At 37.5% G+C, this 23,630-nt stretch carries 29 protein-coding genes, 1 pseudogene and 2 riboswitches (1 of these 32 only partly in view); of the genes and pseudogenes, 6 read left to right on the top strand and 24 right to left on the bottom strand.

Annotation, left to right across the window (positions count from 1 at the left end; translation table 11 throughout):
• Both rsmA and yajC read right to left on the bottom strand, forming a co-directional pair.
• Window positions 1-857: the 5' portion of a 16S rRNA (adenine(1518)-N(6)/adenine(1519)-N(6))-dimethyltransferase RsmA gene (gene rsmA, locus OTK00_RS01055; protein WP_241765414.1), read on the bottom strand. The gene continues 40 nt to the left of window position 1, outside the view; 857 of the gene's 897 nt are visible here — the first part of the coding sequence; the start codon lies at window positions 855-857; the stop codon falls past the left edge of the window.
• 43 nt (window positions 858-900) lie between these two features.
• Window positions 901-1,272, bottom strand: coding sequence for a preprotein translocase subunit YajC (gene yajC / locus OTK00_RS01050; RefSeq protein WP_045168444.1), 372 nt, complete (start codon window positions 1,270-1,272; stop codon window positions 901-903).
• 123 nt (window positions 1,273-1,395) lie between these two features.
• Here yajC and OTK00_RS01045 point away from each other — a divergent pair, with 123 nt between their 5' ends.
• Window positions 1,396-2,391: a radical SAM protein gene (locus tag OTK00_RS01045; RefSeq protein ID WP_045168445.1), complete on the top strand. Its 996-nt coding sequence runs from the start codon at window positions 1,396-1,398 to the stop codon at window positions 2,389-2,391.
• On the opposite strand, the gene OTK00_RS01040 is transcribed toward OTK00_RS01045, so the two are convergent.
• Window positions 2,388-2,816, bottom strand: a complete 429-nt coding sequence (locus OTK00_RS01040) for a GtrA family protein (protein WP_045168446.1) — start codon at window positions 2,814-2,816, stop codon at window positions 2,388-2,390. The two genes, OTK00_RS01045 and OTK00_RS01040, sit on opposite strands and share 4 nt — an antisense overlap.
• A complete protein-coding gene (locus OTK00_RS01035) occupies window positions 2,809-3,756 on the bottom strand; it encodes a glycosyltransferase family 2 protein (RefSeq protein WP_045168447.1) in 948 nt (315 codons plus the stop codon). Before OTK00_RS01035 ends, OTK00_RS01040 begins: the two co-directional genes overlap by 8 nt.
• A gap of 172 nt (window positions 3,757-3,928) precedes the next feature.
• On the opposite strand from OTK00_RS01035, the gene OTK00_RS01030 reads away from it, so the two are divergent.
• Window positions 3,929-4,297: a hypothetical protein gene (locus OTK00_RS01030; protein WP_268760806.1), complete on the top strand. Its 369-nt coding sequence runs from the start codon at window positions 3,929-3,931 to the stop codon at window positions 4,295-4,297.
• Window positions 4,298-4,303: 6 nt separating this feature from the next.
• Here OTK00_RS01030 and tgt read toward each other — a convergent pair whose 3' ends face one another.
• The 11 genes and pseudogenes from tgt to OTK00_RS00975 form a co-directional block, all read right to left on the bottom strand.
• Window positions 4,304-5,377 (bottom strand): tRNA guanosine(34) transglycosylase Tgt, encoded by a 1,074-nt coding sequence (gene tgt / locus OTK00_RS01025; protein WP_045168449.1) that lies wholly within the window; start codon window positions 5,375-5,377, stop codon window positions 4,304-4,306.
• A gap of 52 nt (window positions 5,378-5,429) precedes the next feature.
• Window positions 5,430-6,209 carry a bifunctional hydroxymethylpyrimidine kinase/phosphomethylpyrimidine kinase gene (thiD, locus tag OTK00_RS01020; protein ID WP_045170021.1) on the bottom strand — a complete coding sequence of 260 codons (780 nt, stop codon included), beginning with the start codon at window positions 6,207-6,209 and terminating at the stop codon, window positions 5,430-5,432.
• A 44-nt stretch (window positions 6,210-6,253) separates the two neighbouring features.
• Window positions 6,254-7,519, bottom strand: a complete 1,266-nt coding sequence (gene thiC / locus OTK00_RS01015; protein WP_045168450.1) for a phosphomethylpyrimidine synthase ThiC — start codon at window positions 7,517-7,519, stop codon at window positions 6,254-6,256.
• Between the two features lie 8 nt (window positions 7,520-7,527).
• Window positions 7,528-8,193, bottom strand: coding sequence for a thiamine phosphate synthase (thiE, locus tag OTK00_RS01010; RefSeq protein ID WP_045168451.1), 666 nt, complete (start codon window positions 8,191-8,193; stop codon window positions 7,528-7,530).
• Entirely contained in the window at window positions 8,180-8,785 is a 606-nt protein-coding gene (thiF, locus tag OTK00_RS01005) for a sulfur carrier protein ThiS adenylyltransferase ThiF (protein ID WP_045168452.1), read from the bottom strand. Before thiF ends, thiE begins: the two co-directional genes overlap by 14 nt.
• Entirely contained in the window at window positions 8,782-9,897 is a 1,116-nt protein-coding gene (gene thiH / locus OTK00_RS01000; protein ID WP_045168453.1) for a 2-iminoacetate synthase ThiH, read from the bottom strand. Before thiH ends, thiF begins: the two co-directional genes overlap by 4 nt.
• 32 nt (window positions 9,898-9,929) lie before the next feature.
• Window positions 9,930-10,694 carry a thiazole synthase gene (locus OTK00_RS00995; protein WP_045168454.1) on the bottom strand — a complete coding sequence of 255 codons (765 nt, stop codon included), beginning with the start codon at window positions 10,692-10,694 and terminating at the stop codon, window positions 9,930-9,932.
• A 69-nt stretch (window positions 10,695-10,763) separates the two neighbouring features.
• Window positions 10,764-10,958: a sulfur carrier protein ThiS gene (gene thiS / locus OTK00_RS00990; RefSeq protein WP_082054577.1), complete on the bottom strand. Its 195-nt coding sequence runs from the start codon at window positions 10,956-10,958 to the stop codon at window positions 10,764-10,766.
• Window positions 10,959-11,130: 172 nt separating this feature from the next.
• Window positions 11,131-11,256, bottom strand: a riboswitch (TPP riboswitch).
• A 91-nt stretch (window positions 11,257-11,347) separates the two neighbouring features.
• Window positions 11,348-12,306, bottom strand: a pseudogene (locus OTK00_RS00985) (Rpn family recombination-promoting nuclease/putative transposase).
• Window positions 12,307-12,525: 219 nt separating this feature from the next.
• Complete coding sequence (locus OTK00_RS00980) at window positions 12,526-13,743, bottom strand: RNA-guided endonuclease InsQ/TnpB family protein (protein ID WP_045168455.1); 1,218 nt, start codon at window positions 13,741-13,743, stop codon at window positions 12,526-12,528.
• A 182-nt stretch (window positions 13,744-13,925) separates the two neighbouring features.
• Window positions 13,926-14,708, bottom strand: coding sequence for a YhfC family intramembrane metalloprotease (locus tag OTK00_RS00975; protein ID WP_045168456.1), 783 nt, complete (start codon window positions 14,706-14,708; stop codon window positions 13,926-13,928).
• A gap of 323 nt (window positions 14,709-15,031) precedes the next feature.
• Here OTK00_RS00975 and OTK00_RS00970 point away from each other — a divergent pair, with 323 nt between their 5' ends.
• The 3 genes from OTK00_RS00970 to OTK00_RS00960 all read left to right on the top strand — a co-directional run bounded on the left by OTK00_RS00970 (window position 15,032) and on the right by OTK00_RS00960 (window position 16,710).
• Entirely contained in the window at window positions 15,032-15,403 is a 372-nt protein-coding gene (locus tag OTK00_RS00970) for a CBS domain-containing protein (RefSeq protein ID WP_045168457.1), read from the top strand.
• Between the two features lie 122 nt (window positions 15,404-15,525).
• Entirely contained in the window at window positions 15,526-16,293 is a 768-nt protein-coding gene (locus tag OTK00_RS00965; protein WP_045168458.1) for a tRNA (adenine-N1)-methyltransferase, read from the top strand.
• A gap of 60 nt (window positions 16,294-16,353) precedes the next feature.
• On the top strand, window positions 16,354-16,710 hold the full coding sequence (locus OTK00_RS00960; RefSeq protein WP_307733298.1) for an ATP-binding cassette domain-containing protein: 357 nt from the start codon (window positions 16,354-16,356) through the stop codon (window positions 16,708-16,710).
• Between the two features lie 128 nt (window positions 16,711-16,838).
• Here the strand turns inward: OTK00_RS00960 and OTK00_RS00955 are convergent, their stop codons facing one another.
• The 4 genes from OTK00_RS00955 to OTK00_RS00940 all read right to left on the bottom strand — a co-directional run bounded on the left by OTK00_RS00955 (window position 16,839) and on the right by OTK00_RS00940 (window position 19,479).
• Window positions 16,839-17,225 carry a VanZ family protein gene (locus tag OTK00_RS00955; RefSeq protein ID WP_241765415.1) on the bottom strand — a complete coding sequence of 129 codons (387 nt, stop codon included), beginning with the start codon at window positions 17,223-17,225 and terminating at the stop codon, window positions 16,839-16,841.
• A 117-nt stretch (window positions 17,226-17,342) separates the two neighbouring features.
• Window positions 17,343-18,566, bottom strand: a complete 1,224-nt coding sequence (gene eam / locus OTK00_RS00950) for a glutamate 2,3-aminomutase (RefSeq protein ID WP_045168460.1) — start codon at window positions 18,564-18,566, stop codon at window positions 17,343-17,345.
• 148 nt (window positions 18,567-18,714) lie between these two features.
• A riboswitch (cyclic di-AMP (ydaO/yuaA leader) is annotated at window positions 18,715-18,865 on the bottom strand.
• A 39-nt stretch (window positions 18,866-18,904) separates the two neighbouring features.
• Window positions 18,905-19,186: a type II toxin-antitoxin system RelE family toxin gene (locus tag OTK00_RS00945; protein WP_045168461.1), complete on the bottom strand. Its 282-nt coding sequence runs from the start codon at window positions 19,184-19,186 to the stop codon at window positions 18,905-18,907.
• Window positions 19,159-19,479, bottom strand: coding sequence for a hypothetical protein (locus tag OTK00_RS00940; protein WP_045168462.1), 321 nt, complete (start codon window positions 19,477-19,479; stop codon window positions 19,159-19,161). The genes OTK00_RS00945 and OTK00_RS00940 overlap by 28 nt, the downstream gene beginning before the upstream one ends.
• Window positions 19,480-19,694: 215 nt before the next feature.
• On the opposite strand from OTK00_RS00940, the gene OTK00_RS00935 reads away from it, so the two are divergent.
• Window positions 19,695-20,774, top strand: coding sequence for a DUF1646 family protein (locus OTK00_RS00935; protein WP_045168463.1), 1,080 nt, complete (start codon window positions 19,695-19,697; stop codon window positions 20,772-20,774).
• A gap of 57 nt (window positions 20,775-20,831) precedes the next feature.
• Here OTK00_RS00935 and OTK00_RS00930 read toward each other — a convergent pair whose 3' ends face one another.
• The 5 genes from OTK00_RS00930 to OTK00_RS00910 all read right to left on the bottom strand — a co-directional run bounded on the left by OTK00_RS00930 (window position 20,832) and on the right by OTK00_RS00910 (window position 23,625).
• Window positions 20,832-21,254, bottom strand: a complete 423-nt coding sequence (locus tag OTK00_RS00930) for a DUF134 domain-containing protein (protein WP_045170023.1) — start codon at window positions 21,252-21,254, stop codon at window positions 20,832-20,834.
• A gap of 183 nt (window positions 21,255-21,437) precedes the next feature.
• On the bottom strand, window positions 21,438-21,857 hold the full coding sequence (locus OTK00_RS00925) for a NifB/NifX family molybdenum-iron cluster-binding protein (RefSeq protein WP_045168464.1): 420 nt from the start codon (window positions 21,855-21,857) through the stop codon (window positions 21,438-21,440).
• Entirely contained in the window at window positions 21,829-22,311 is a 483-nt protein-coding gene (locus OTK00_RS00920; protein ID WP_045168465.1) for a hypothetical protein, read from the bottom strand. The genes OTK00_RS00925 and OTK00_RS00920 overlap by 29 nt, the downstream gene beginning before the upstream one ends.
• Window positions 22,312-22,398: 87 nt before the next feature.
• Window positions 22,399-22,629 carry a DUF5320 family protein gene (locus OTK00_RS00915; RefSeq protein WP_045168466.1) on the bottom strand — a complete coding sequence of 77 codons (231 nt, stop codon included), beginning with the start codon at window positions 22,627-22,629 and terminating at the stop codon, window positions 22,399-22,401.
• Between the two features lie 207 nt (window positions 22,630-22,836).
• The gene (locus tag OTK00_RS00910) at window positions 22,837-23,625 is read right to left on the bottom strand and encodes an Mrp/NBP35 family ATP-binding protein (protein ID WP_045168467.1); all 789 of its coding nucleotides are present in this window, start codon (window positions 23,623-23,625) and stop codon (window positions 22,837-22,839) included.
• Between the last annotated feature and the right edge of the window lie 5 nt (window positions 23,626-23,630).

The following is a 23,630-nucleotide window of genomic DNA, read 5'->3' as shown; positions in this document are numbered from 1 at the left end:
TGTTCCAGATCCAGGTCCTCTGCTCTCAAATTCTCCTGCAAACAGGCTTTATTCAGTATATTTTTTACCTCTGCCTTTTCAATCTCAAGTGAATTTGAAAGAGAGTTCAAAATGGTCTTTCTTCTTGTGGAAAAGCATGCATGTACTATTCTGAAAAATTTCCTCTCATCAATATCCGGAATATCCTCTTTGAAGCTTGCTTTCAAAACAGTTGAGTCAACCTCGGGCCGCGGATAGAATACATTTTTGCTAACATGAAAATAATCCTCAATTTTACAATAAAAGTTAATTGCAACTGTCAGGATACCATAGTCCTTTGAGCCGGGCTTTGCCAAAAGTCGCTGTGCCACCTCTTTCTGAACCATGATTGTAAATGACTCTATATAATCTCTTTCCTCAAATAACCTGAACAGAATCTGTGAAGTTACATAATATGGCAGATTCCCAACAACACAGAGTTTTTGGTCAATTGTTAATTTTTTAACATCAAGCTCAAGAAAATCCTCATTTATTATCTCTACGTTCGAAAGATTCTGACAGACCTCTTTCAGAACATTCAATATCTTTTTGTCAATCTCAACAGCAAAGACTTTTTTAGCTTTTTGAGAAAGAAAGGCTGTCAGAGTTCCCGGTCCTGAACCAATCTCCAGGACCTCTTTTTGATCAATTCCTGCAAGATTTATTATCTTTCTCACAATATTCTCATCAATCAAGAAATTCTGCCCGAGTTTTTTATCCGGCTTAAGATGATATTTTTCAAGAAGTGAAAGAAGCTCAGAAATTGTAATGGCAATCTCAACTCCTTCTTTATCAAAAATAAAGTCGTTCTTAAAAACAAATGGCTCTGAAGCCATCATCCTTCAGAACCATTCCTTCTTTTAAGTTTACAGCATTTTTCTTTTAATCTTTTGGTTCAGCCTTCTTCAAAACCTCTTTTACAGCCCACTTGTAAACCTTCAGCTTTACCCTGTCAGCCCCTACCTCAATTGTCAAAATGTCATCCTTGATGTTTACAATCTTGCCAATAATACCGCCATTTGTAACCACTTCGTCGCCAACTATGAGTGAGTTTAACATATCCCTGAACTGCTTTTCCTTCCTTCTCTGTGGAAGAATTATGAGAAAGTAGAAAATAGCAAACATCAAAAGCAGAGGAAGAATTAGCTGTGTGAACACAAGCACCCATGTAGCCCCCGCCGGTGCCTGACTTGATGAACCCTGCGCATTGTTTGTCGCAAACGCTATTTCAAATAAGAAATCAAATAGTTTCATAAAGTTCTTTTGCCCCCTATTTATCAATTTGATTTTTTGGCTCAAAACTAACATAATAATATTATAATAGTTTTCAAAAAAAGACAAGCACTTTTGAAAAGAAAGGGGAATGTTTGTTAAGTCATGATAGCTTCAAATGGCAATCTTAAAATTGACAGGCTTATCTCGGGCGGTGTTATAACAAATTACTACTGCTCATCAAGATGCAGGCACTGCCTTTACAACAGCTCCCCTTCATGGAAAAAAGAGTATATAACTCCTCAGATGGCAGACAAAATCTTTAAAACCTTAAAAAAGTTTGGAGTTTACTCTGTCCATATAGGCGGTGGTGAGCCTTTTTTGAACTTTGAAGGTTTTAAAAAGGTTGTAGAAAAGGCAAATGAAAATGGAGTATACATTGAGTACATAGAAACCAATGCATCATGGGTGGAAAATGAAAAAGAGGCAAAGCAAAAGCTAAAAGAACTAAAGAGCCTTGGAATAGAAACAATCCTGGTTTCAATAAGTCCATTTCACAACGAATACATTCCGCTAAAAAAAGTGCTGAGGCTAATTAACCTTTTAAAGGAAGCCGGAATTGAAATCTTCCCATGGATAGAAGGATTTTTACCCGATATAAAAAGGTTTGACATTGAAAAAACACACTCCTTTGCAGAGTACATAGCTACCTTTGGAGAAAACTATGTAAAAGCACTGCCTTTGCGCTATTATCTTACATTAAATGGAAGGGCAATAAAAACCTTTGAAGAGTTCTTTCCAAAAAAGAGCGCTGATGAAATAGTAGAAAACTCTTCCCCCTGCCATGAACTTGACAGCAGAACTCATTTCCACATGGACCTTTTTGGAAATTTTATTCCAAACCCATGTGTGGGTTTCAAAATTTCTATTGATGACCTGGGAAAAGATCTTGATAGCAAAAAGTACTTCTTTGTAAATATGCTCTACACAAAAGGTGTTGGTGAGCTTTTCAAGTTTGCCAGAGAAAACTTTGGATATGAACCAAAAAAAGCCTATCTTCACAAATGCAGCCTGTGTTTTGATATAAGACGGTTTCTGGTATTGGAGAAAAAGATAGAAGCATTTAACTTTGGACCGGTGGAATTTTATGAGCAGTATTAATTACAGAATATCCAGTATTTGTAGGATAAATAGTTTATTACCTGTGCACAAACAGTTGCAAGAATTTTGGCAATTAAAATTGAATTTGACAGGTATGTTTTCGAAAGTTTTAACACAACTATTGAGCAGCCCAATGAAACAAGGTTTGTAACAACGAATTTCAATAGCTTTTTAATTATTATTTTGCCGGTGGTTTTATCTTCAAACGTCCACTTTTTGTTCATTATAAAGCTATTTATCATGCCGCTTGTGTATCCAAAAACCTGACTGAGTGAGTAACTGACATGAAAGACAGAATAAAAAAGAAAAAATACTGCAAAGTCAACTGCCGTATTTATAACCCCAACTATGGAAAATTTCACAAGCTGGATTATTTGTTTTTTGTACAAATTTATCTTTTTTACAAAATAGTTAAAATTATTCATCTCCTGCTATCTCCTCAATGAAGTATAAAGGTCTTCTTTTGACCTCTTTATAAATTTTACCAATATACTCACCAATAAGCCCCAGCGCAACAAGCTGAAGTCCACCAATAAACCAGATTGAAATTGTAAGTGAAGTCCAGCCTGTAACAACCTGTCCTTTTATTTTTTGCACTATTGCATATACAAGAATTATAAAGCTTAGCAAAAACATTAAAAACCCAGCTACTGTAATATACTTTATAGGTTTTACAGAAAAAGATGTAATTCCCTCAAAAGCAAAAGATAACATTTTTTTGAGTGGATACTTTGTCTTTCCTGCTATTCTTTCCAACCTCTCATAGTAGACAACTGTTGATTTTAAGCCAATTAAAGGAATCATACCTCTTAAAAACAAATTCCTCTCTTCAAATTGTAAAAGATACTCAATCGCTCTTTTACTCATGAGCCTGTAATCAGCATGATTGAAAACAATCTCAACTCCAAATGCTCTCATAAGCTTATAAAAGGCCTCTGCTGTAAATCTTTTGAAAAACGTATCTGTTTTTCTACTGCTTCTCACACCATACACAATCTCATAACCTTCATTGTACTTTTGAATAAATTCATCAATAACATTGATATCATCCTGCAAATCAGCATCCAAAGTAATTACACAGTCAGCAAACTTTACAGCACAGCTCATCCCTGCCATAAGGGCGTTTTGATGCCCACAGTTTCGCGAAAGTTTGACCCCCAAAAATCTATTATCCTTTGTGGCAGCTTTGATTATATCCCACGTTTTATCTTTACTTCCATCATCAACAAAGACAACTTTGCTTTTATCAGAAATCAGCTCTTTTTCAATAAGGCTTTGCAGTTTTTCACCCATCTTTTGAATGGTGAAAGGCAGCATTTCTTCTTCGTTAAAACAGGGAATTACAAAGCAGACTCTGGGTAACATTCTTCCCAACTCCTCTAAACATAATTATAGAAAAGTTTTTTGTTATTAAGAAATTTTTGCACAAAATATGTAATGAAAACAAAATAAATCCTGAAAACATAAAAAGAATACCAAAATATCTATTAAAATTGTTTAAAAATTACTAATAACATAGTAAACTTAAAATTTTACCGTGTCAAGAAAAGAATTAAATATTGTATTTTATAAATGTACAAAGTTTGTTCCTGGCTATTACAAATTCGTATTTTTAAAAGCTCAATTCCAATCTTCATTAAGTTCAAATGTTTGGATGAGACTATTTGTAGCAGGAGAAAATAGGATGAATTCAATAAATTTATTAATAATAGAAAAATTAGAGTCAAACCCATTGATTCTAATAGGCTGCTTTGTCATCCTGGGAACTATCTTATTGCACATCCCTTTTGAAGCAGCACTGAGATATAAAAATCATGCTCTACTATGGTTTTGTTTTATCTCAGCAAATGGAGTAATAGCATTTTCAGAAATAATTGTAAAAATTATACATTATTCGGACAATTAAAAACTCCTATATCCTATCCTCTTCAATATCCTTTCTCAGCTTCTCCATGAACCTGAGCAAAAATCTCACGTTGTGGATAGAAAGCAAAATTGCGCCAAGGATTTCTTCGGCTTTAATCAAATGCCTCAAATAAGCCCGGGTGAAGTTCTGGCACGTGTAGCAGTCACAGTCCTCTTCAATCGGTCTGAAATCCTTTGCATACTGGGCATTTCTGATTATCATCCTGCCCTCTTTTGTAAACACTGTGCCATTGCGGGCAGTCCGGGTTGCAAACACACAGTCGAACATGTCAACACCACGGATGACAGACTCGTACAGGCAATCTGGTGTTCCAACCCCCATGAGGTATCGTGGTCTGTTCTCCGGCAAAATAGGGTGGAGCACCTCTATCATCTCATACATGAGCTCTTTTGGCTCTCCAACCGAAAGCCCGCCTATCGCATACCCTGGAAGGTCCTCTTCAACTGTGCGCTTTGCACTCTCTATCCTCAAATCTTTGTAGGTTGAGCCCTGCACTATCCCAAACAGTGCCTGATTTTCTGTGTTTTTGTGATGAGCCTTGCACCTTTTTAGCCACCTTGCTGTCCTCTCCACAGCCCATTTTGCATACTCATGGTCACAAGGGTATGGCACACACTCATCAAATGCCATTATTATATCAGACCCAAGTATATTCTGAATCTCTATCACCTTTTCAGGTGTGAAAAAGTGCCGCGAACCATCTAAGTGCGATCTGAACTCAACTCCATCCTCTGTGATTGTTCTCAGCTTGCTCAGTGAAAACACCTGAAACCCGCCACTGTCGGTCAAAATGGGTTTTTGCCAGTTCATGAACCTGTGAAGCCCGCCCGCTTCCTTTATCACATCCATGCCCGGTCTGAGATACAAATGGTATGTGTTTGCCAGAATAATCTGCGTCCCCATCTCATAAAGGTCCCTGTGCATAATAGCCTTGACTGTTGCCTGTGTCCCAACCGGCATAAAAACCGGTGTTTCAATGACTCCATGTGGTGTGTAAAGTCTTCCCCGTCTTGCATTGGATTTTTTGCTCTTTTTGATTAGCTCAAACTTTATTGCCACCTTGCAATGCCCCTTCCCATTAATATTCTGCAGCCAATTTTCCTGTGTATCTTCAAGGATTTAAAACAAGCCTTCCCTTACCTACCTTTATTGAACTGTGTATCAGGTTTGAAACAAAATTCTTTGTCTGTTTTAGCGCACCATACATATTATATCCCTTTGCAAGGAAAGTGGCAAACGCAGATGAAAAGGCACAGCCAGTTCCGTGAATGCTATCTGTTGAGCCTTTCCTTCTTGATGCCACTTTGTAAATGCTTTTCTGTGTTATCAGGACATCTTCTGCAAGATAGCTATCCAGATGCCCACCCTTTAAAACGCATAATTTTATACCCATCTTGTTCATCTTTTCCTGAATAGAGCTTAGAATATCTCCTTCAAAATTTTCAATTTTCAAATCAAAAATTGCCTCTGCTTCCTGTTTGTTCGGTGTGATGACACTGCAAACTTTAAAAAACTCGCTTTTCAAAAACTCTACAAACTCATCTTTACCAAACTCAAACCCACTTGTTGATTTCAAAACCGGGTCACACACAATGTTTTTGAGATTATACCTTTTGATGTTTTTCAGTACAGCCCTTGCAATATCTTCGCTTCCAAGAAGCCCAATCTTGACACTATCCGGCTTTATATCTTCAACAAGCTTCCCAAACTGATACTCAAAAAAATCAGGGTCTATGGGAAGTGCACCATAAACCCTTTCTGTTGTTTGAACTGTCAGGCAGGTAATCAAAGAGGCTGCATACTCGCCAAGTGACCTTACAACCTTTGTGTCAAGCACAATGCCAGCTCCGCCTGACGGGTCAAATCCGGCAATTATAAGAACCTTTTTCACCCTCTTCAGCTCCCCAGAAAAATTTAAATACGGCAAATCTCTCACTACAAAATTGCTTCATCCTTTGAATTTTTCACAGCACAAAGTTTTCCGCACATAGAGCATGTATCAGAAGGGTAGGTGCTTCTGTACTCTCTTGCCTTCTGCGGGTCAATCGAAAGGCTTATCATCTTCTCCCAGTCAAGGTCTCTTCTTGCAATTGACATCTCAATGTCTTTTTCAAGCGGCTTTTTAAAGCCTTTTGCAATATTAGCGCTGTGCGCGGCAATCTTGAATGCAACAATTCCTTCTTTAACATCATCCAAAGATGGAAGCCTCAGGTGTTCAGCAGGTGTCACATAGCAAAGAAAATCTGCACCATTTAAAGCTGCAATGAGCGCACCCATCGCACCTGATATGTGGTCATACCCTGCTGCTATGTCTGTTGTAAGAGGTCCTAAAACATAAAACGGTGCACCGTGGCAAAGCCTTTTTTGAATGACCATGTTTGCTGCAATCTCGTTTGCTCTCATGTGCCCCGGTCCTTCAATCATAACCTGCACATCCTCTTTCCATGCCATTTTTGTAAGCTCGCCAAGGTTTATAAGCTCTTCTATCTGAAGTGCATCTGTTGCATCATGGACCGCACCCGGTCTGAGACTATCTCCAAGGCTAATTGTAACATCATGTTTTTTGCATATTTTTAGAATCTCATCAAAGTGTTCATAAAGCGGGTTTTCTTTTTGGTTTGCCAGCATCCACCTGTACAAAAGTGCACCGCCTCTTGAAACAATCTTCAGCAACCTATCATTTTTTTCAAACCTCTCCAAAGTCCTTCTTGTAATTCCTGCATGGATTGTGAAAAAGTCAACCCCTTCTTCTGCCTGTCTTTCAATCTCCTCCAAAAACTCTTTGCTGTCAACTTTTGTGATATCATCGTGCCTTGATGCAACTTGGTAAACCGGGACTGTGCCCACTATAAAATCATAGTTTTGAAGGATGTATTTTCTGAAGTTTGAAGCATCAAGCCCGCTGGATAAATCCATCACAGATTCAACATCAAACTTTTCTGCAATCTCAAGCTTTTGAACTTCAACATCAAAGTTTGGACATGCCTCAGACACGCCAATATTTACATTTATCTTTACATATGTTCCCTCTCCAATTGCAAAATATTTTTCTCTTTTCCTGTTTCTGTTTGCAGGAATGACAATCTTGCCCTCTGCTACTTTTTGCAAAAGCTCTTCTTTATCTATCTCTTCATTTTTGATTGCAAGCTCCATCTCGCGTGTAAACATTCCCTCTTTTGCATATGTCATCTGGGTTTTCATTCTCTTTGTCAGCTCCTTTCAAACTCTTTTATAATATCCCAGAGTCTTTTTATTTTTTTTAAAATGTCATCGCTGCCTACAATCTCTGTCACAAGGCTTACACACTTTGCGCCCGCATCAAGCACATCTTTTAGATTGTGCTCTTTTATTCCACCTATTGCAACAAAAGGCAGGCTGCAGTTTTTTGCTGCCCAGCTGACCATTTCAATGCCAATTGGCGGGTGGGGTCTGTCTTTTGTAAAGCTTGCAAACACAGGCCCCAGCCCAACATAGTCAGCCCCATCTTCTGCCGCCTTTTCAACCTGCTCTTTTGTATGGGCTGTAACACCGATTATATAGTCTTCGCCCAAAATCTTTCTTACCTCTTTTACCGGATAGTCCTCCTGCCCCAAGTGAACACCATCTGCACCAACCATCAGGCAAAGGTCAGCATGGTCGTTCACTATCAAAAGCGCACCGTACTGCTCTGTAAGCTGTCTTATTTGCAGGCACTCTTCATACTTTTCTTTAAGGCTTTTGTACTTTTCCCTGTACTGGATTATTTTTATCCCACCCTCAAGCATTGCTTTTACAACCTCTATATTAGACCTTCCATTTGAAAATTTCTCAACTGTCAGGCCATAGATGTTGTAAGTTCTAAAAAGCTGCAGTTTCTCTTCTTTATTCAAGCTCACTCACCATCCTCAAAACCTCATCTGCCTGCATAGCAGCAACTGCCATTACCTTTGGCGCAAAAGGTTTTTTATCCTTGATTGATGTCACAAAATCACCCACAACCGAAAAGTTTTTGCCACGCTTGATTTTTATATTCTCACAATCGCCAAACCCTGCAATGCCAGATGCCATAACAACTTTTTTGCCATGTTCAAAAGCTTTTTTGAAGATGAGCATTTTTGTCTGCTCGCCGTCAACCGCCTCAACAATTATGTCATGTTGCAAAATCAAATGGTCTATGTTTGACTCATCAATTTTCATATTCAAAGCTTTCACAGTCACATACGGATTTATCTTCTCAAGAATGTCTTTGAGGGCTGACACCTTTTCCTGTCCTGCCTGGTAGAAGAAAAAGTTCTGCCTGTTGAGGTTCAAAATATCTACCCTGTCAAAGTCAACAATTGTAAGGTTTTTAATACCACTTCGAACAAGCATGACAGCAATGTTGGAACCAAGCCCTCCACAGCCAATTATAAGAACCTTTACTTTTGAGAGCTTTTCAAGCATCTTTTCATCAAAGTAGTTTTTAAGCATCATGTCAAACAGGCTCATATACCTTTCACACCCTTCACCCAGTTTGTAAACTCGGGTCTCAGTCCTTTTTTAATTATAACATCCACAACTTCAGACACACTTCTTCTATCTTCCACCTCAAACTGAGCCCCGGCATCTTCATCCTTCTCTTTTGCATACCCGCCAACTGTGGTTTTGGATCCCGCCGACATCTTTGTTATACAAACATCAAGCAAAGCATCGCGAAGTAAAGGCGACTCCCTTGTTGACAGCACAATTCCAACCCTCGGAAGATACAGCCTTGCAATTACCAAAAATTTGATAAATTCTCTGTCAGAGACTGTGTATGAGGGCACAAAGTCTGTGCCGGCGCTTCTGAATCTTGGAAAGGAAATTGAAATTTCAGCTTTTGGGAATTTTTCAAGCAAATGCTCTGCATGAAGTATTGCGCACAAAACATCTTTTCTGGGCTCAGAAAGCCCAAGAAGAGGCCCTACACATGCCTCGTGAAATCCAGCTTTCAGTGCCCTTTCAGGTGCATTTAGCCTGAATTCAAAGTCTTTTTTGGGACCAAATGGATGAAGTTTCTGATAATTATCCTTCTGGTATGTCTCCTGATATATTGTAATGCCCACAACACCAATGTTTGAAAGTCTTCTGTATTCTTCTTCATAAAGAGGGTATACCTCAATTGAAACCTCCGACATAAATTCAGTTGCAATACTGCATGCTTTTTCAATGTACTCAAACGAAGAGTTGATTCTGTCCTCGCCTGTGAGAATTATAACAGAGTCAATTCCTTCTTCCTTCATTTTTTCAAGCTCATTTTCAATCTCTTCAAAGCTCAGCTTTTCTCTTTTATAGTTTTTGCTGTATGAAAATCCACAGTAAACACAGCCGTTCTGGCAGTAATTTGCAATGTAAAGCGGGGCATACAGAAGAACCACTTTCCCAAAGTTCTCGCGAGTGAGCTTTTGCGCTTTTTTTGCCATGAGCATTATATCCTCTTTGCTACTTACGTTCAAAAGCTTTGCCAGATCCTCTTTTGTCAAAAACTCCTTTTCTAAAATTCTGCAGACTTCTTTGTGGGAAGGGACATAGTCTTTGTACTCTTTAATAAGCTTTTCTGCCTCTTTCAAAAAGCCATTCATTTTTGATAAGCACCTTCTTTTTTAAAAAATTTTTAGCCGCCTATGAAATCCTCAAGCGGTGATGATGCCTGAGCATACTCATGCTCTTTCAAAATTCCAACCTCAAAAGCAAGTCTTCCTGCCTCAACTGCCTTTGCAAATGCCATTGCCATTCTGAGAGGGTCAGCTGAGGTTGCAATTGCAGTGTTAATCAAAACAGCATCTGCTCCCATCTCCATTGCCTGTGCTGCATGGGATGGTCTTCCAATCCCTGCATCAATTATAACAGGGATTTTGACCTCGTTTATAATGGGCTTTAAAAGCACTTCACAGCCAATCCCTTTGTTTGTGCCAATCGGTGAGCCAAGTGGCATGACAGCCTCAACTCCAATCTGTTCAAGCTCCTTTGCAAGGTTTAAGTCGGGGTAGATATAAGGAAACACTTTGAATCCTTCTTTTACAAGGATTTCACAGGCTTTCAGCGTCTCAAAACCATCCGGGAAAAGATATTTGGTGTCCTTTTCAATCTCAACCTTTACCCAGTCAGAATTTGTAAGCTCTCTCCCAATCATAGCAATCTTTACTGCCTCCCTGTGGTCCTGCGCACCCGATGTGTTTACCATAACTACTGCATCTTTTGGAATATACTCCAGAACATTTCTGGTATGTCTGGTATTTGGACCTATTCTGCGAACTGCAACAGCAAAAACTTCAACGCCAGCTTCATAGTACATCTTTTCAATCAGGCTGTAATCAGGAAGCTTGCCTGTTCCAACAAAAAGCCTTGATTTTAAGATTTTGCCACCAATTTCAAACATTTAAGCATCTCCTTTCTCTGTAATTTTTCTTTGATTTGAATTAAGTCTGTGCAATGCGCTTTCTGGCTCTTAGCCGCCGCCAACAAAGCTCACAATCTCAACATAGTCCCCATCTTTTAATACAAAGCTTTCCCATTCATTTTTCTTCACAATCTCACCGTTTACCAGAACTGCACACGTTTCAGGATTTAGATTAACACTTAGCAAAAGCTCCATAATAGTACCGCAAAACTCCATTTCTCTGTCATTTACTCTTATGAGCAAAGTTATCACCTGCCTCTCAAGCCTTTTTGTAAACTAAAAGGTAGTTTAAAAAAGTGTTGCTTAAAACAAAAAGCTGCCACTGCCGGCAGCTTCTTTTTATTTGAATCCAAAAATAAAGCGTTTATAAACAGAAAAGCCTTTAATGCCGGACTTTATAGCATTAAAGGCTTTTTATTTTCTGCTCTTTTTTCCCTTCGCCGGCATTACCCGGATCAGGTTCAAAGGGTCAAGGCACGGGGATTTTTCAGTGCCTACTCTCAGCCGAGCTTTGCCCCGCTCAGCTCCCCCTTAAAACCACTTTATTTAATTTTTCACTTTTTAGTATAGCACTTTGAAGTACATTGTGCAAGAAATTCTGTGTATAAAATCTTTTTTAGTTGTTCTGGACCTCAGCTCAGCATTTCTCGTGCTATTTTTTCAATCTCTTCAATGCTCAGGTTAGTCGCCCTGGATATAACCTCGTATGAAATTCCTAACTGAATCATCCTTTTTGCAGTCTCTATTCTCTCTTGCTGGATACCTTGTTGAATTCCTTGTTGAACCCCTGCTAAAAACTCTTTTGTTTTTGTTTCATCCAAAAGTCTTGCCACATTTGACACAAACTCACCCATTAGCTCCACCCCCTTTTGTTTTACTCTCTCAACAATCCTGTCATATTCTTTCTTTTGTTCCTCACCTAATCTTGGTCTTATAACATTCTGTGACCATAGCAAAAACCTTTCGATATTATTAAAACTCAGCTTTTTTAAGCTTTGTTTTATTTCTTGTAATCTGCGAATTAATTCATTACTGTCATTTCTCACCTGTTCTAAATAGAAAATTATTGGTGTTAAAACATCTTCCTCTTTTAAGTAACTTTTAATGTCAACTTGAGCAATATCTACAACTTTGTACTTGAAAATATCATTTTTGAAAATATCAAATGCTCCAATTATATCTGTGGGTACTTCCCACCTTCTATCAAGTCCATTGTAAACAACAATAGGAACAATAGCTGGCAGTTTTTTAACACCATTTCGTATTTCCTCTGCCCATATCGAAATCATATATCGTAATAACCTTTCGGGCATATCCTTCGCTACAGTTGATTGATTTTCTATCAATATATAAATATATCTCTATCTTTCAACCTTGCTTTAGCTATAACATCTGCTTCTACTTGCGAAAACTCCTTTGTAATATAATTTGTCTTTTTTACTTCAATTGAGCTTTCGCGTATTTCACTTGCCCAACTGTAGTTTATGATTTTGCTCACCAAAAGATAAACATCCTTAGGATTTTCAAAAAGAAGCTTAAAAGTAGAATCATGCTCTTTTGAAGGAAGTTTTTCCTTGTTTTCATTGTCCATTTTTAACTAATTCTCCTTAGTAATCAAATTTTATAGAATAGTGAAATCAATCGTTACAGTATTATTATACCACATCTTTACGTAAGCATAAATCAGAGAAAATCAAATCAAAACCAAACTCACAACAACCGCTGCAAACAAAATACCAATTATTAGAAAACCAGTAAACTACCATCCACCTGAAGAGGTGAAGGCGACGTAGAGAAGTTTGGCAGCATTTTAAGCTACCCTTATTCTCACAGGGTGGTTCACACAGCTACTTCTGGCTATCTGCTCTTTCGCAGACTCACCAGCTACCTTTAAAAGTATGTTTATCGCTCCATTTATATCCGCATTCACCACATTTCCACATTTCTTGCACACATACAAGCCCCTGTGCTTTCTGTTACTCTTGTCAACCACCCCACATCTGCTGCACCTCTGTAATGTGTAGCTTCCCTCTACCTCCACATACTCTATTCCATACAACCTGCACTTTGCTTCTAATTTTCTCTTAAACTTCTTGTACGGTATCCCAACAAAGTTCTGATTGTTCACCTTCCCAAGCTCTATACCCTGCTTTATCTCTTTCATCCTGCCCACAACAACTACTCCTATTTTATTTTCCAGACAGTGCTTAACTACAACGTTTACAGCCTGATTTAAAAAGTTCTCAACTATATGCTGCCTTTTAAGAGAAACTTGAGCAAGTTTTGAACCATATTTGATTCCCTGTTTGGAGTATACACTCTGCAGTCTTGCTTTTTCCTTGTTGTACCATCGGTTGACTGATTTCAAAAACCTGCCCTCTATCAAAAAGGCAGTCCCAATGGTATCCGTAAGCGCTGCAAAGTTGTTTAAACCAAGGTCTATTGCCAAAATCCTGCTTCTGTCAAGCTTACAATCCTGCTCTTTTTCCTCATACACATACTCAATCTCAAACCATTTCCCATGGTATCTCGAGATTATCCTGACTTCCTTAATCTTTTTTCCTGCAATATTTTTGGGTAATTCAAAATATAAGTATCTTACCCCAAACTCCTTTGAAAAACTTCTGCCAAGACTAAGTCTCACTTTTCTGTCTTCTACTTTTAACTGGTCTTTTGGGAAAACTATCTGATACATCCCTTCCTTGGGCAGATACTTTGGCATTAAAACTTTCTCTTTTATCTTTCCTTCCTTTTTGGCTTTCAAAAGGTTCAAAAAAGATTTAAAAGATTCATCCACCGAAATAAGTGTCTGCTGGGCAACCTGTGATGGCAAAAGTCTGTAGTTTTCGTTGCCTTTTGCAATGTGATATACACTTTCATATCGCAAATATTCATGAGTTTGAAAATAGTGCTGTCTTATATGATACAGAGCAAAGTTGTACAGGTTTTTTGAAAAGTGACAGAGCTTTCGCAAAAGTTTGTATGTTTGTTTATCACATCTTATATGATTTTTTTGTGTTTTGTACACTTGACATCACCCAGAAATATTTTATCACATTTTTAGCAATTCATCTCCATCTTGTGGAAGACGGAGTCTTCTTGCTATATTTTTGATAAACATGGCACCCAGCTTTGCACAGTTCACTTGCTCATAAATTGGCACCTCAGAGGTAAACTCAATTTTTTATAAATATCTTTCTTTCAACCCTTTTAGCTTTCTTGCATTTTATAAATGTCTTTCCACCTCATAATGTAGACCAGGCTCAACACAGCCCATAGCAAAACTACAAGCTCAATAGCAAACATATTAACTTTTAATAATGACATATATGCAGCAGGTGCATCAATGATTGTGTGAAGCAATATTGCAAGCACAAGATAAAAAAGCTTACCTTTCTTCAAAGCTACAAGTACCAAAAGCGAAAGAGCAATCTGAATTGCCATTGTGAAAACTCTTTCAAAACCGGCAAGAAGAAAAGCCGAAGCAGGCGTTTCAACAAGTGCACTTTTTATAGCCCTGATCATATCAGGAGAAACCTTGCCTTTTAAAAGGACATCCAAAATGCCAAAGTTAATTAAAAAAGCATACACAATGTTATTAATATAGCTCAAACCGACAATTAAAATTGATTCAATTCCACCGTGTCCAACACCGTAAGCAAGACCATTTTTATAGTTTAGCCTGTCCTTTAAAAACCCTTTAAAACCAATGTATCTACCAACCTCTTTAAAAATTCCGGCTGTCAGTCCCAGAAAGATTGAATACATAAGATAATGTTTAGAAAATTCTACAAAGTAGCTTTGCTTTGACAAAATCTGAAGCATTGGAATTCTCAGAACAATCTGAAAAATGAAAAATACCAGCGCCCCTATTAAAATTGATTTTAAAACTACCGAGTGCTTTTTTACAACAACCACAGCCAGCAAAACCGGAAAGCCCAGCGAAAGAATGAGTGTTATGCACATGAAGATAATTTTAAGATTTGATACCAAAACAGAGCACCTCTTTTTTTGAGATGTATAAGTTTATAATACTATAGTTTAATCGTCAAAAAAAGAGGGCTTTTGCCTCAGTCTACCTGAATGTGCAAAAGCCCCAAAAGCTATTTCCAGAAGCTTTTAATTTTGAATTTGCTGTTTTTACCTCTGTTTAACATTTGACTAATAGTCATGATTTATATAAACAAAATTGACTAAAAGTCAATACACTTGATAAAATTTTTTAAGAGATAAAAACTTTTGGGTATATAATAAATAATTAGAGGAAGATTTTTAAGAAAGTAAAATTAAAATTTAAATCTGGAGGAGATAGAATAATGCTTTCAAACATCATTAACCAGGATTTTATAAAGCTTTCCCCAAACGACACAGTAAAGTATGCTTTAGATCAGATGCAAAAAAGAAAGAAAAGTGTTGCGGTTATTGTTGACCAGGATGACTTTTTGAAAGGTATTATAGTGAAAGCTGATATATACAGGTTCTTAAGTCAGCCCGGGCATTTTGAAACATATCCTGTTGAGCTTGCAATGACAAAGGCGGTAATCACTGCTGACATAAATGATGATATAAAGCATGTTGCAAAGCTTCTGCGCGAAAACGACATCTCAGCTGTGCCTGTTTTAGACAATGGAAAAGTTATAGGGCTTGTTGGGCTTGAGGATATAGTTGATTATTTTATAAAAATGTAGTATTAAATATTCTTGATACCTTTGTTTTTTGATATTAACAGACTCTTACCTATCATTTGCGCAATTTATTATGTAATTTTTTAGTATTAATGAAGATTTTGCTTTGAAAAGGGGGTTACCAATTGCACCAGGGATTTGAAACAAAAAGGGTTATAATTGGTCCAGAAGGATTCAAAAAAGTTGTTGATATAACTGTGCCAAAGAGAATAAATCTGCCAACAGGTTATATAGACTCTACTTCTTTAGCCCAGATACCACCAGGTGGCAGTTTTGTTGCAAACGATGTTGAATATTATGTATTTCCATGCGACACATTTGACTATGTCATGCACTATTTAAAGCGCCATACCCAGATTGTTTACCCAAAAGATGGGGCATACATACTCATGCGCCTTGATATAAACCCTGGAAAAAGAGTTGGTGAGGCAGGTACTGGCTCGGGTGCTTTTGCCCTGTATCTTTCCATGGCTGTGGGGCCTGAGGGAAAGGTGTACACATATGAGCAAAGAGAAGAGTTTTATAAAAAAGCAGAAAAAAATATTAAAAGTTTTTCAAAATTTGACAATGTTGTGATGCACAATAAATCAATCCTTGATGGTATAGAGGAAAGAGATTTGGATGCATTTTTCCTGGACATAAGAGAGCCACAAGAGGCAATACCCGAAATAAGAAAGGCACTAAAGCCTGCCGGGCATTTGGGTATACTTGTTCCCACAACAAATCAGGTTGCAGAAACTCTAAAAGCTCTGGAAGAGCACAGGTTCTATGTATCCGAAGTGGTTGAGATTTTAACCCGCCAGTACAAGTCTGTACCAGAAAGGTTAAGGCCCGATGACAGGATGATAGGCCATACTGCTTATATGATTTTTGGAAGAAAAATTGGTGAGTAAAAACAAAGGGTTGGACAGTTTTTTCTGCCCAGCCTTTTTGTTTTTTAAGAAAATTTTTTTATAAAGCGACCTGGGATAAAGCCAAAGGAAATCTCTCAAAAGATAGCAACTCTTTCTGGGGGCAATCAGCAAAAGGTTTTGATTGCAAAGTGGTTATTTTCCCAGTCGATAGTGTTTATTCTGGATGAACCAACAAAGGGTCTGGATTTAGCATCAAAGGTTGAGGTATATAATATCATAAACGAACTTGCGCGAATTGGCTGTGCAATTATCTTTATCTCCTCTGAATTTTCAGAGCTAATTGGCATGTGTGATAGGATTCTTGTTTTGAGAGAGGGCAAAAAGGTGTATGAGTTTCCCAAGAAGGAAATGGACTATGATAAGATATTGAAAAGTGCAATGGGAATTGTGGAATAAAAAATTAAAAGACAATGAATAATATATAACATAAGAAAATTTAAAGGAAAATTTTAAAGCAATGCCATCGCCCAATTTTTTTAGAGGGTTAAAAAATGGACTTTTGATAGGTATTTTACTGTGGGTGGTTATAATCGTTTTGGTGAAGATTCTGTTTTAGTCTTTTGATATATTTTGAACATGAATTTGTAAATTACAATTCCCATCAAAGCTCCAATACCATCAATTAAAACATCAGTTGCTTTTGCCCCTCTTCCTGAAACAAATATTTGGTGTATTTCATCAGTTGCAGCATAAAGAAAGCAAAATATTAAAGAAAAGAAAAAGGCTTTGCAGCCTTTACTTCCTCTTATTACAAATGCATTGATAACCAATATACCTAAAACCAAATACACTATCACATGTGCATATTTTCTTATTACATCATTGAGCTTTTTTAATGCGTTTCTTCTTGATTCAATTTGAACGTTATGAATACTTACCTTTTGTGTTGCCTTAACAATTTGCTTTGTCACACTTTAGCTAAGCCTATTTGATTCTTTTGCAGGCTGGGAAGATAAAGCACAATTTATTTCTTCAAAATTGCATGATACCACTCATTACAATTTCGCCAAGTTTAGTATTAAAGATTATTACCCATTCTCCACCTCAAAAACCTCACCTTCCCAGTTTCTAAACACAACTTTGTCTTTGCCAAAGTACAGAAGATAATTTGGCATGATTGGGGTTTTGCCCTTCCCCTTTGGTGCGTTTATGATATATGTTGGCACTGCCATACCAGAGGTTCTGCCCCTTAAGCTTTCAATTATCTCCATCCCCTCTTCAATTGTCACCCAGAAATGTGATGTGCCTTTTACCCTTTTTGGATGAAAGATGTAATATGGCTTTACCCGGATCTTCAAAAGCTCCTGGTTTAGCTTTCTCACAACGTATTTGTCGTTATTGACTCCATTTAAAAGTACCATCTGGTTGCCAAGTGGCACACCGGCGTCTGCAAGCATCTCACATGCTCTTTTTGATTCTTTTGTAATCTCACGCGGGTGGTTAAAATGGGTGTTTATATAAACAGGATGATATTTTTTTATCATCTCAACAAGCTCTTTTGTAATTCTCTGGGGAAGAGTTACAGGTGCCCGTGTGCCAATTCGTATTATCTCAACATGAGGAATCTGCCGCAGTGACCTTAAAATCCACTCTAAAATTTCATCAGAAAGCATCAAAGCATCCCCGCCTGTAATCAGAACATCTCTTATATTTGGGTTTTGCTCAACATAGTCAACTGCCTCTTTGATGTCATCAAGCGATGCGTGAGTATCTGTCTCGCCAATCAGCCTTCTTCGCTGGCAGAACCTGCAAAACATTCCACATATGTTTGTAACCTTTATTATGAGCCTGTCTGGATAGCGCTGTGTGATAATCTTTGTCGGGGATGTGTGCTCTTCGTCCATTGGGTCAAGCTCACCTTTTTCAATGAGCTCTAAGCTGCTTGGTACCGATTGCTTTTTTACCGGGCAATCAGGGCTATCCGGGTCAATCAAAGAGAGATAATAAGGAGAGATTGCAAAACGATAAACCCTGACAACCTCTGCTATTTTCTCTGCCTCTTTCTCATCAAGATTCAAAAGTTCTTTTAGCTGCTTTGCATTTGTTATTCTATTTCTAAGCTGCCATTTGTAGTTTTTCCAGTCATTCTCTGTGCCACCAAGGTATGAAAGTATCTTTTTCTTCTGGTATTCAATCCTTTCCTCATCTTCTATGCCTGTTTTGATTGTGCTTCTTACATCTAAGTAGTCCTGAATTGCCTCTTTTAACTTTTCAAACCTTTCTCTGTTATTAATAACATCCAATTTTTCCATTTATCAAATACCTCCTTTCAAAATTTAACGCCCGGGTGTTTTATAAAAATAAAAGCAGCCAAACTCCATAACCCCGGAATCTGGCTGCTTTGAAATCAAAGGCAAAAAAGCGCCTCCTTTTTTGGACAAAAAGGCACAAAAACTCTTTTGCCTCCCCTTTCAAAGCTTCCGAGGTTAGCTGACGGGTTCGGGCCGAAAGGGTTAGCCCTACAGAAGCTTTTTGCTTCTGATTCACCCCAGTAAAAATTGGTTCCCCCGTATCCCAGGTCTTTTCCCTGGGAATTCAGCTTTTTAAAAGGAGTGCTAAGATTTTATATTTATTTTCATATTTTTGGTCTTTACTTTTTATAAATATCCCCTCTTGGGCCGATCTCATAGATGTAAACTGTAAGCTGCTCTTTCTCCACCTTATATATTATCCTCAAATCGCCTTCTTTGTATCTATAAAAACCTTCTAATTTGCCATGTAATGGTTTAATTTTAGAGGAGGAAAACGAGTTTTGTGATAATTCTTCTTCTAAAATATTCGCAATCCTCTTTTTGATATTTTGGGGTAACCTCTGCAGATATTTATATGCATTTTTGGAAAGTATTATGTCGAATTTGTCGGATGTTCCCATTTAATACTGCCACCCGATTTAAACTCTTCCTCTGCTTCTTTCAATCTATCCATAAGCTCATCATCAAGACAGATTTCAGCTGTTTCTGCCCATTCAACTAATATATCTTTCAATCTTGCAGAGAGTAAATCAAAAGGTATATCCTTTAAAGCATCTAATAAAGAAATAGTAAAAGAGAGGAGATTTTCCCTTGTTTCAGTTTCTAAATATTTTTTAATTAACTCTATTTTTGCTTCCATATTTGGCACGTCTGATTCTGCAATGTGTATTTTCGCTTTTTTTCTTGAAATCAATTTTATACACCTCAAAAAACTAAAATTAAACTCTTTTAATTTTAATTATACCATATTTAAAGCTACATTAACAATCCTCTCCAAAATATGTAGTTTTCAATCCAAAACCATCCTGTCAATATCTTGCATCGCACAATTTTTCATGGTATCATTGAAGTATGATTTTCAATGTAAAGCTTAGCTCGTGTTTAAAAACGAATAGGGGGTTAATTGACTTGGTTGATATTTTACTTATAACAATTCTGCTTCTTGTCTTTATATTGCCTTTTATTTTTCGAAAGATTGAACACAATCTGGAGCTATTTTTGCTTGTAATGGGTATAATTGCAACAGTTGTTTCCAAAACTCTGTCGTTGCATCTTCTAAAAGATGTATTTAGCAATTATCTTCTCTATCTTGTGACAGCGGTTGTTCTTGTAATGGGTTTTGTGTTTAACCTCACTGTCAGCAAATTTATATCTGTAATAAATTCTATTCTGGGTAAAATTAGAATAGAGATTTTTGTATCTATTGTAATTTTGGTTCTCGGGCTTATATCAAGCATCATAACTGCAATTGTTGCCACACTTATACTGGTGGAAATAATTCACCTTTTGCCACTTAAACACAAAACAAAGGTCAAAATAGCAGTAATAGGATGCTTTTCTATAGGATTTGGTGCAGCCTTAACACCGGTTGGAGAACCACTTTCCACAATTGTGGTAAGTTCGTTAAATGCCAGCTTTTTGTACTTATTTGAGATTCTCGGTGTTTATATAATACCCACCATAGTTATCCTCTCACTTTTGAGCTACTTTATTTTGCTTTATGAGAGAAAAAGAGGATATATTCTTGTACCTGTTGAAGAGCTTCTGACAGAAGAAGAAGCTATCTTGAAGGCTGAGGAGAGGGCTATTTTAGAACTTGAAGCAAGAAAGGACGTAGCAGTGAGGGCCGGAAAAATTTTTATGTTCATCATTGCACTTGAACTATTGGGCAATGGTTTTAAACCTTTTATTGATAAATATGTTGTTAACCTGGGAGATAAACTTCTGTTCTGGATAAACGTTATCTCAGCAGCCCTTGACAATGCAACTGTGGCAGCCGCCGAGATCACACCAGGTCTTGCAGAAAGCCAAGTAAAAGCCATACTTTTGAGCCTTCTTGCAAGCGGTGGTATTTTGATTCAGGGCAACATTCCAAATATAATTGCATCAAGCAAGCTGGAAATCAAAAGCAAAGAATGGGTACGGCTTGGTCTTCCGCTCGGAGTAATTTTGCTTTTTGTGTTTTATTTGATTCTTTTTGTGGTTTAGGCAAAAAATGCAAAAATATAGAGGCTGGTTTTTTCACCCAGCCTCTTTTTATATCCATCAGTTTCTGCCGTGGTGTCTGAAGCAATGCCCCTTCCCTTTGCCTTTCTGACATACAACCCTGTCCGAGTGGCATTCAGGACATTCGCATTTGTCCGACTCAAAGACTTTTCCGCAATTTAGGCAAACATAGCTGCAACTTCCAAAAACATAGTTGCCGCCTTCAATTCTTATGGCTTTGCCGTTTATCAGTGCATCTGCAACCTTTTTCCGTGCCTGTTCCAATATAAGCTGAAATGTCTGGCGCGAGATTTGCATCTTCTGTGCACATTCTTCCTGCATAAGTCCCAGCAAATCTTTGAGCCTTATTGCCTCAAGCTCCTCTATTTTAAGCAAAACTTCATCTTCTGCTTTATCAGATGGTGCAAAATACCTGAACTTTGGCAAAAACTCAACCCTTCTGCATCTTACAGGTCTTGGCAAATAAAAGTCCCCCTTTTTCAAAAATTTTATTAACAAAAAGGCAGGACTTTTCTCCTGCCCATCACTTTTAAGAAAATTCTGTTTATACTTTTTGTCTTAAAGCTATCTTTAGTCTTTCATTTAGATTATACCACAAATTTTTTTAAAGCCCATTTATTTTTCTAAAAACCGGTACTAAAAATCTCAAAAGTCTTTTCTATGCCTGTGCAAATGACCATGGAAATGTTCATGGGAACCATGTGAATGATGATGCATTCCTTCTTCTCTTTCATGAATTTCATCAGCAATTGCCAGATTTGATTTTAGCTCACCTTTTAACAGCTTTTCCACCGCTTCATCCGGAGAGCCCAGAACACCTATGAAGTACTTTATGCCAAGACTATCGAAAATATATCTTGCCCTCTCACCCATTGAACCTGCAATAACAACCTCTGCTCCTTTTTCTTTTACAAACTTTGCAAAAATACCCGCTCTGTGCTCCGGCATGTCAAAATATTCTTTGTTTACTACAGCACCATTTTCGACTGTATATATGCAAACTCTTTCACTTCCTCCAAAGTGCGGGCTTATTTTGTTACCCATTAGCATAACTGCTATTTTCACAAAACTCTTCCTCCTTCTTTTTCGAACTCAATGAATTTTTACTTTTGACAAGCAAGCAACTTTTGCAAACCCCGTGAAATTCGTACAGTATAAATTTTGAGTCAAAATCGTAAAGCTCTTTAATCTTTGTTTTTATCTTCTCAAGCGCTTTGTTGCTAAGCTTTAGCCAGAATATTCTATGACAAACATCACAAACAAAGAAGACCAAACTATAGCTCTCTTCTCGGTCACCAGTGCCGGCAATATATTTATCACCGGCAACGTCAAATACCACTATCAATCCTCTTTTCTCCAATCTGCTTATTCCTCTATATATAGTGCTCAAACTTGCTATATTTTTCAATTTTGTTATTAAATCTTCTTTTCTTATAATATTGTTATTTTCTTTTAAACTGTGAAGTATTATTTCACATATTTGATTATTTCTAAGCAGCCTTTTTTTATACACTTCCATATCATTTCACCATATTTTAAAATTGAAAATTATTCGGGGGGCATAAAATTTGGTTAAGAAAGCCCCCCTTAAAAGCAATTTTAGCTTCTACTCCTGCTTCTGATCATTTGAAAGAAGCTTGTCAATCAACTTTAACCTCTGCTCCAAAACCTGCTTCTCATACTCTAAAGCCTCTTTAGCAAAAGGAACATCGCTGGATTGATTAAAATACAGCCATTTGCAAACTCCAAGACCTCTGCCATAACCTCCACCAAAACCTCTGCCAGAGCCTCTTGCAAATCCTCTTCCTGCCCATGCAGGTCCAAAACCCCAAGGCATGTTTTTCACCTCCAGAACAATTTTTGATTTTTGTTATTGGCATATGCTAATTATAATTATACTCTGTTTTTGGCATATGTCAATAACTTTTTTGAAAAAAATTTTGCCCCGTGTACTCACAGGGGCACTCAAGCTACCAAAAAAAAGCCAAGATTTGCAGTTTAAAAAAATTTAAAGCTATCTTAAAAAAGCCACTTCATAAGCTTTTTAGTCCTTTTCAATCTCCTTTTTCAAAACCTCCAAACAGGAATCCAGATACAGATTTCTTGCCTTCTCAATTTCGCCCTCATCACAGAGTTTGGTAAGTTCTGGGTCTACTGGAACCCTGCCCAGGATTTTTAAATTCAAATCCTTAGCTATGCTTTCCAATTTGCTTTTACCAAAGATTTCAATCTCTTTGCCGCAATGAGGACATATTGCGTAGCTCATATTCTCAACAATTCCCACAATTGGTATATCCATTTGTTTTGCCATGTTGTAGGCTTTTTTGACTATCAAAGATACAAGGTCCTGAGGTGATGTTACAATTATTATTCCATCAATCGGGATTGACTGAAAAACTGTCAGAACAACATCACCTGTGCCGGGTGGCATGTCAATCAAAAGATAATCCAGTACACCCCATCCAACCTCTGTCCAGAACTGTTCTATTGTTTTTGCAATGAGTGGCCCTCTCCAGATAACAGGTGCATCCTCTTTATTTAAAAGCAGGTTCATTGACATTATTCTTATATCATTGTGAGTTCTAACCGGATAAATTGCTTTTGAGTCAGAATCAACTTTTGCACCATTTACCCCGAAAATCTTCGGAATGGATAGACCTGTAATGTCAGCATCAAACACTCCGACCTCAAACCCTTCTCTTCTCAAACCTACAGCCAAAAGGGAGGTAACAAGGCTTTTGCCAACCCCGCCTTTGCCACTGACAACCGCGTAAATCTTTTTAACATCGGTAAACTCATTTTTGGCAATGGGATGCATCACATTTTCTCTCAACTCAA

This window comes from Caldicellulosiruptor morganii (assembly GCF_026810225.1).
Lineage (GTDB): Bacteria > Bacillota > Thermoanaerobacteria > Caldicellulosiruptorales > Caldicellulosiruptoraceae > Caldicellulosiruptor > Caldicellulosiruptor morganii.
Note: the sequence above shows the minus strand (reverse complement) of the source record. Positions and strands in the feature narration are given on the sequence as shown.

What these genes read in the sequence shown, in the direction of transcription:
- yajC (WP_045168444.1), bottom strand. Translation starts at nt 1,272, where the DNA reads ATGAAACTATTTGATTTCTTATTTGAAATAGCGTTTGCGACAAACAAT.
- OTK00_RS01045 (WP_045168445.1), top strand. Translation starts at nt 1,396, where the DNA reads ATGATAGCTTCAAATGGCAATCTTAAAATTGACAGGCTTATCTCGGGC.
- OTK00_RS01040 (WP_045168446.1), bottom strand. Translation starts at nt 2,816, where the DNA reads ATGAATAATTTTAACTATTTTGTAAAAAAGATAAATTTGTACAAAAAA.
- OTK00_RS01035 (WP_045168447.1), bottom strand. Translation starts at nt 3,756, where the DNA reads ATGTTACCCAGAGTCTGCTTTGTAATTCCCTGTTTTAACGAAGAAGAA.
- thiC (WP_045168450.1), bottom strand. Translation starts at nt 7,519, where the DNA reads ATGAAAACCCAGATGACATATGCAAAAGAGGGAATGTTTACACGCGAG.
- thiF (WP_045168452.1), bottom strand. Translation starts at nt 8,785, where the DNA reads ATGAGCCTGTTTGACATGATGCTTAAAAACTACTTTGATGAAAAGATG.
- thiH (WP_045168453.1), bottom strand. Translation starts at nt 9,897, where the DNA reads ATGAATGGCTTTTTGAAAGAGGCAGAAAAGCTTATTAAAGAGTACAAA.
- OTK00_RS00995 (WP_045168454.1), bottom strand. Translation starts at nt 10,694, where the DNA reads ATGTTTGAAATTGGTGGCAAAATCTTAAAATCAAGGCTTTTTGTTGGA.
- OTK00_RS00970 (WP_045168457.1), top strand. Translation starts at nt 15,032, where the DNA reads ATGCTTTCAAACATCATTAACCAGGATTTTATAAAGCTTTCCCCAAAC.
- eam (WP_045168460.1), bottom strand. Translation starts at nt 18,566, where the DNA reads ATGGAAAAATTGGATGTTATTAATAACAGAGAAAGGTTTGAAAAGTTA.
- OTK00_RS00945 (WP_045168461.1), bottom strand. Translation starts at nt 19,186, where the DNA reads ATGGGAACATCCGACAAATTCGACATAATACTTTCCAAAAATGCATAT.
- OTK00_RS00920 (WP_045168465.1), bottom strand. Translation starts at nt 22,311, where the DNA reads ATGGAAGTGTATAAAAAAAGGCTGCTTAGAAATAATCAAATATGTGAA.
- OTK00_RS00915 (WP_045168466.1), bottom strand. Translation starts at nt 22,629, where the DNA reads ATGCCTTGGGGTTTTGGACCTGCATGGGCAGGAAGAGGATTTGCAAGA.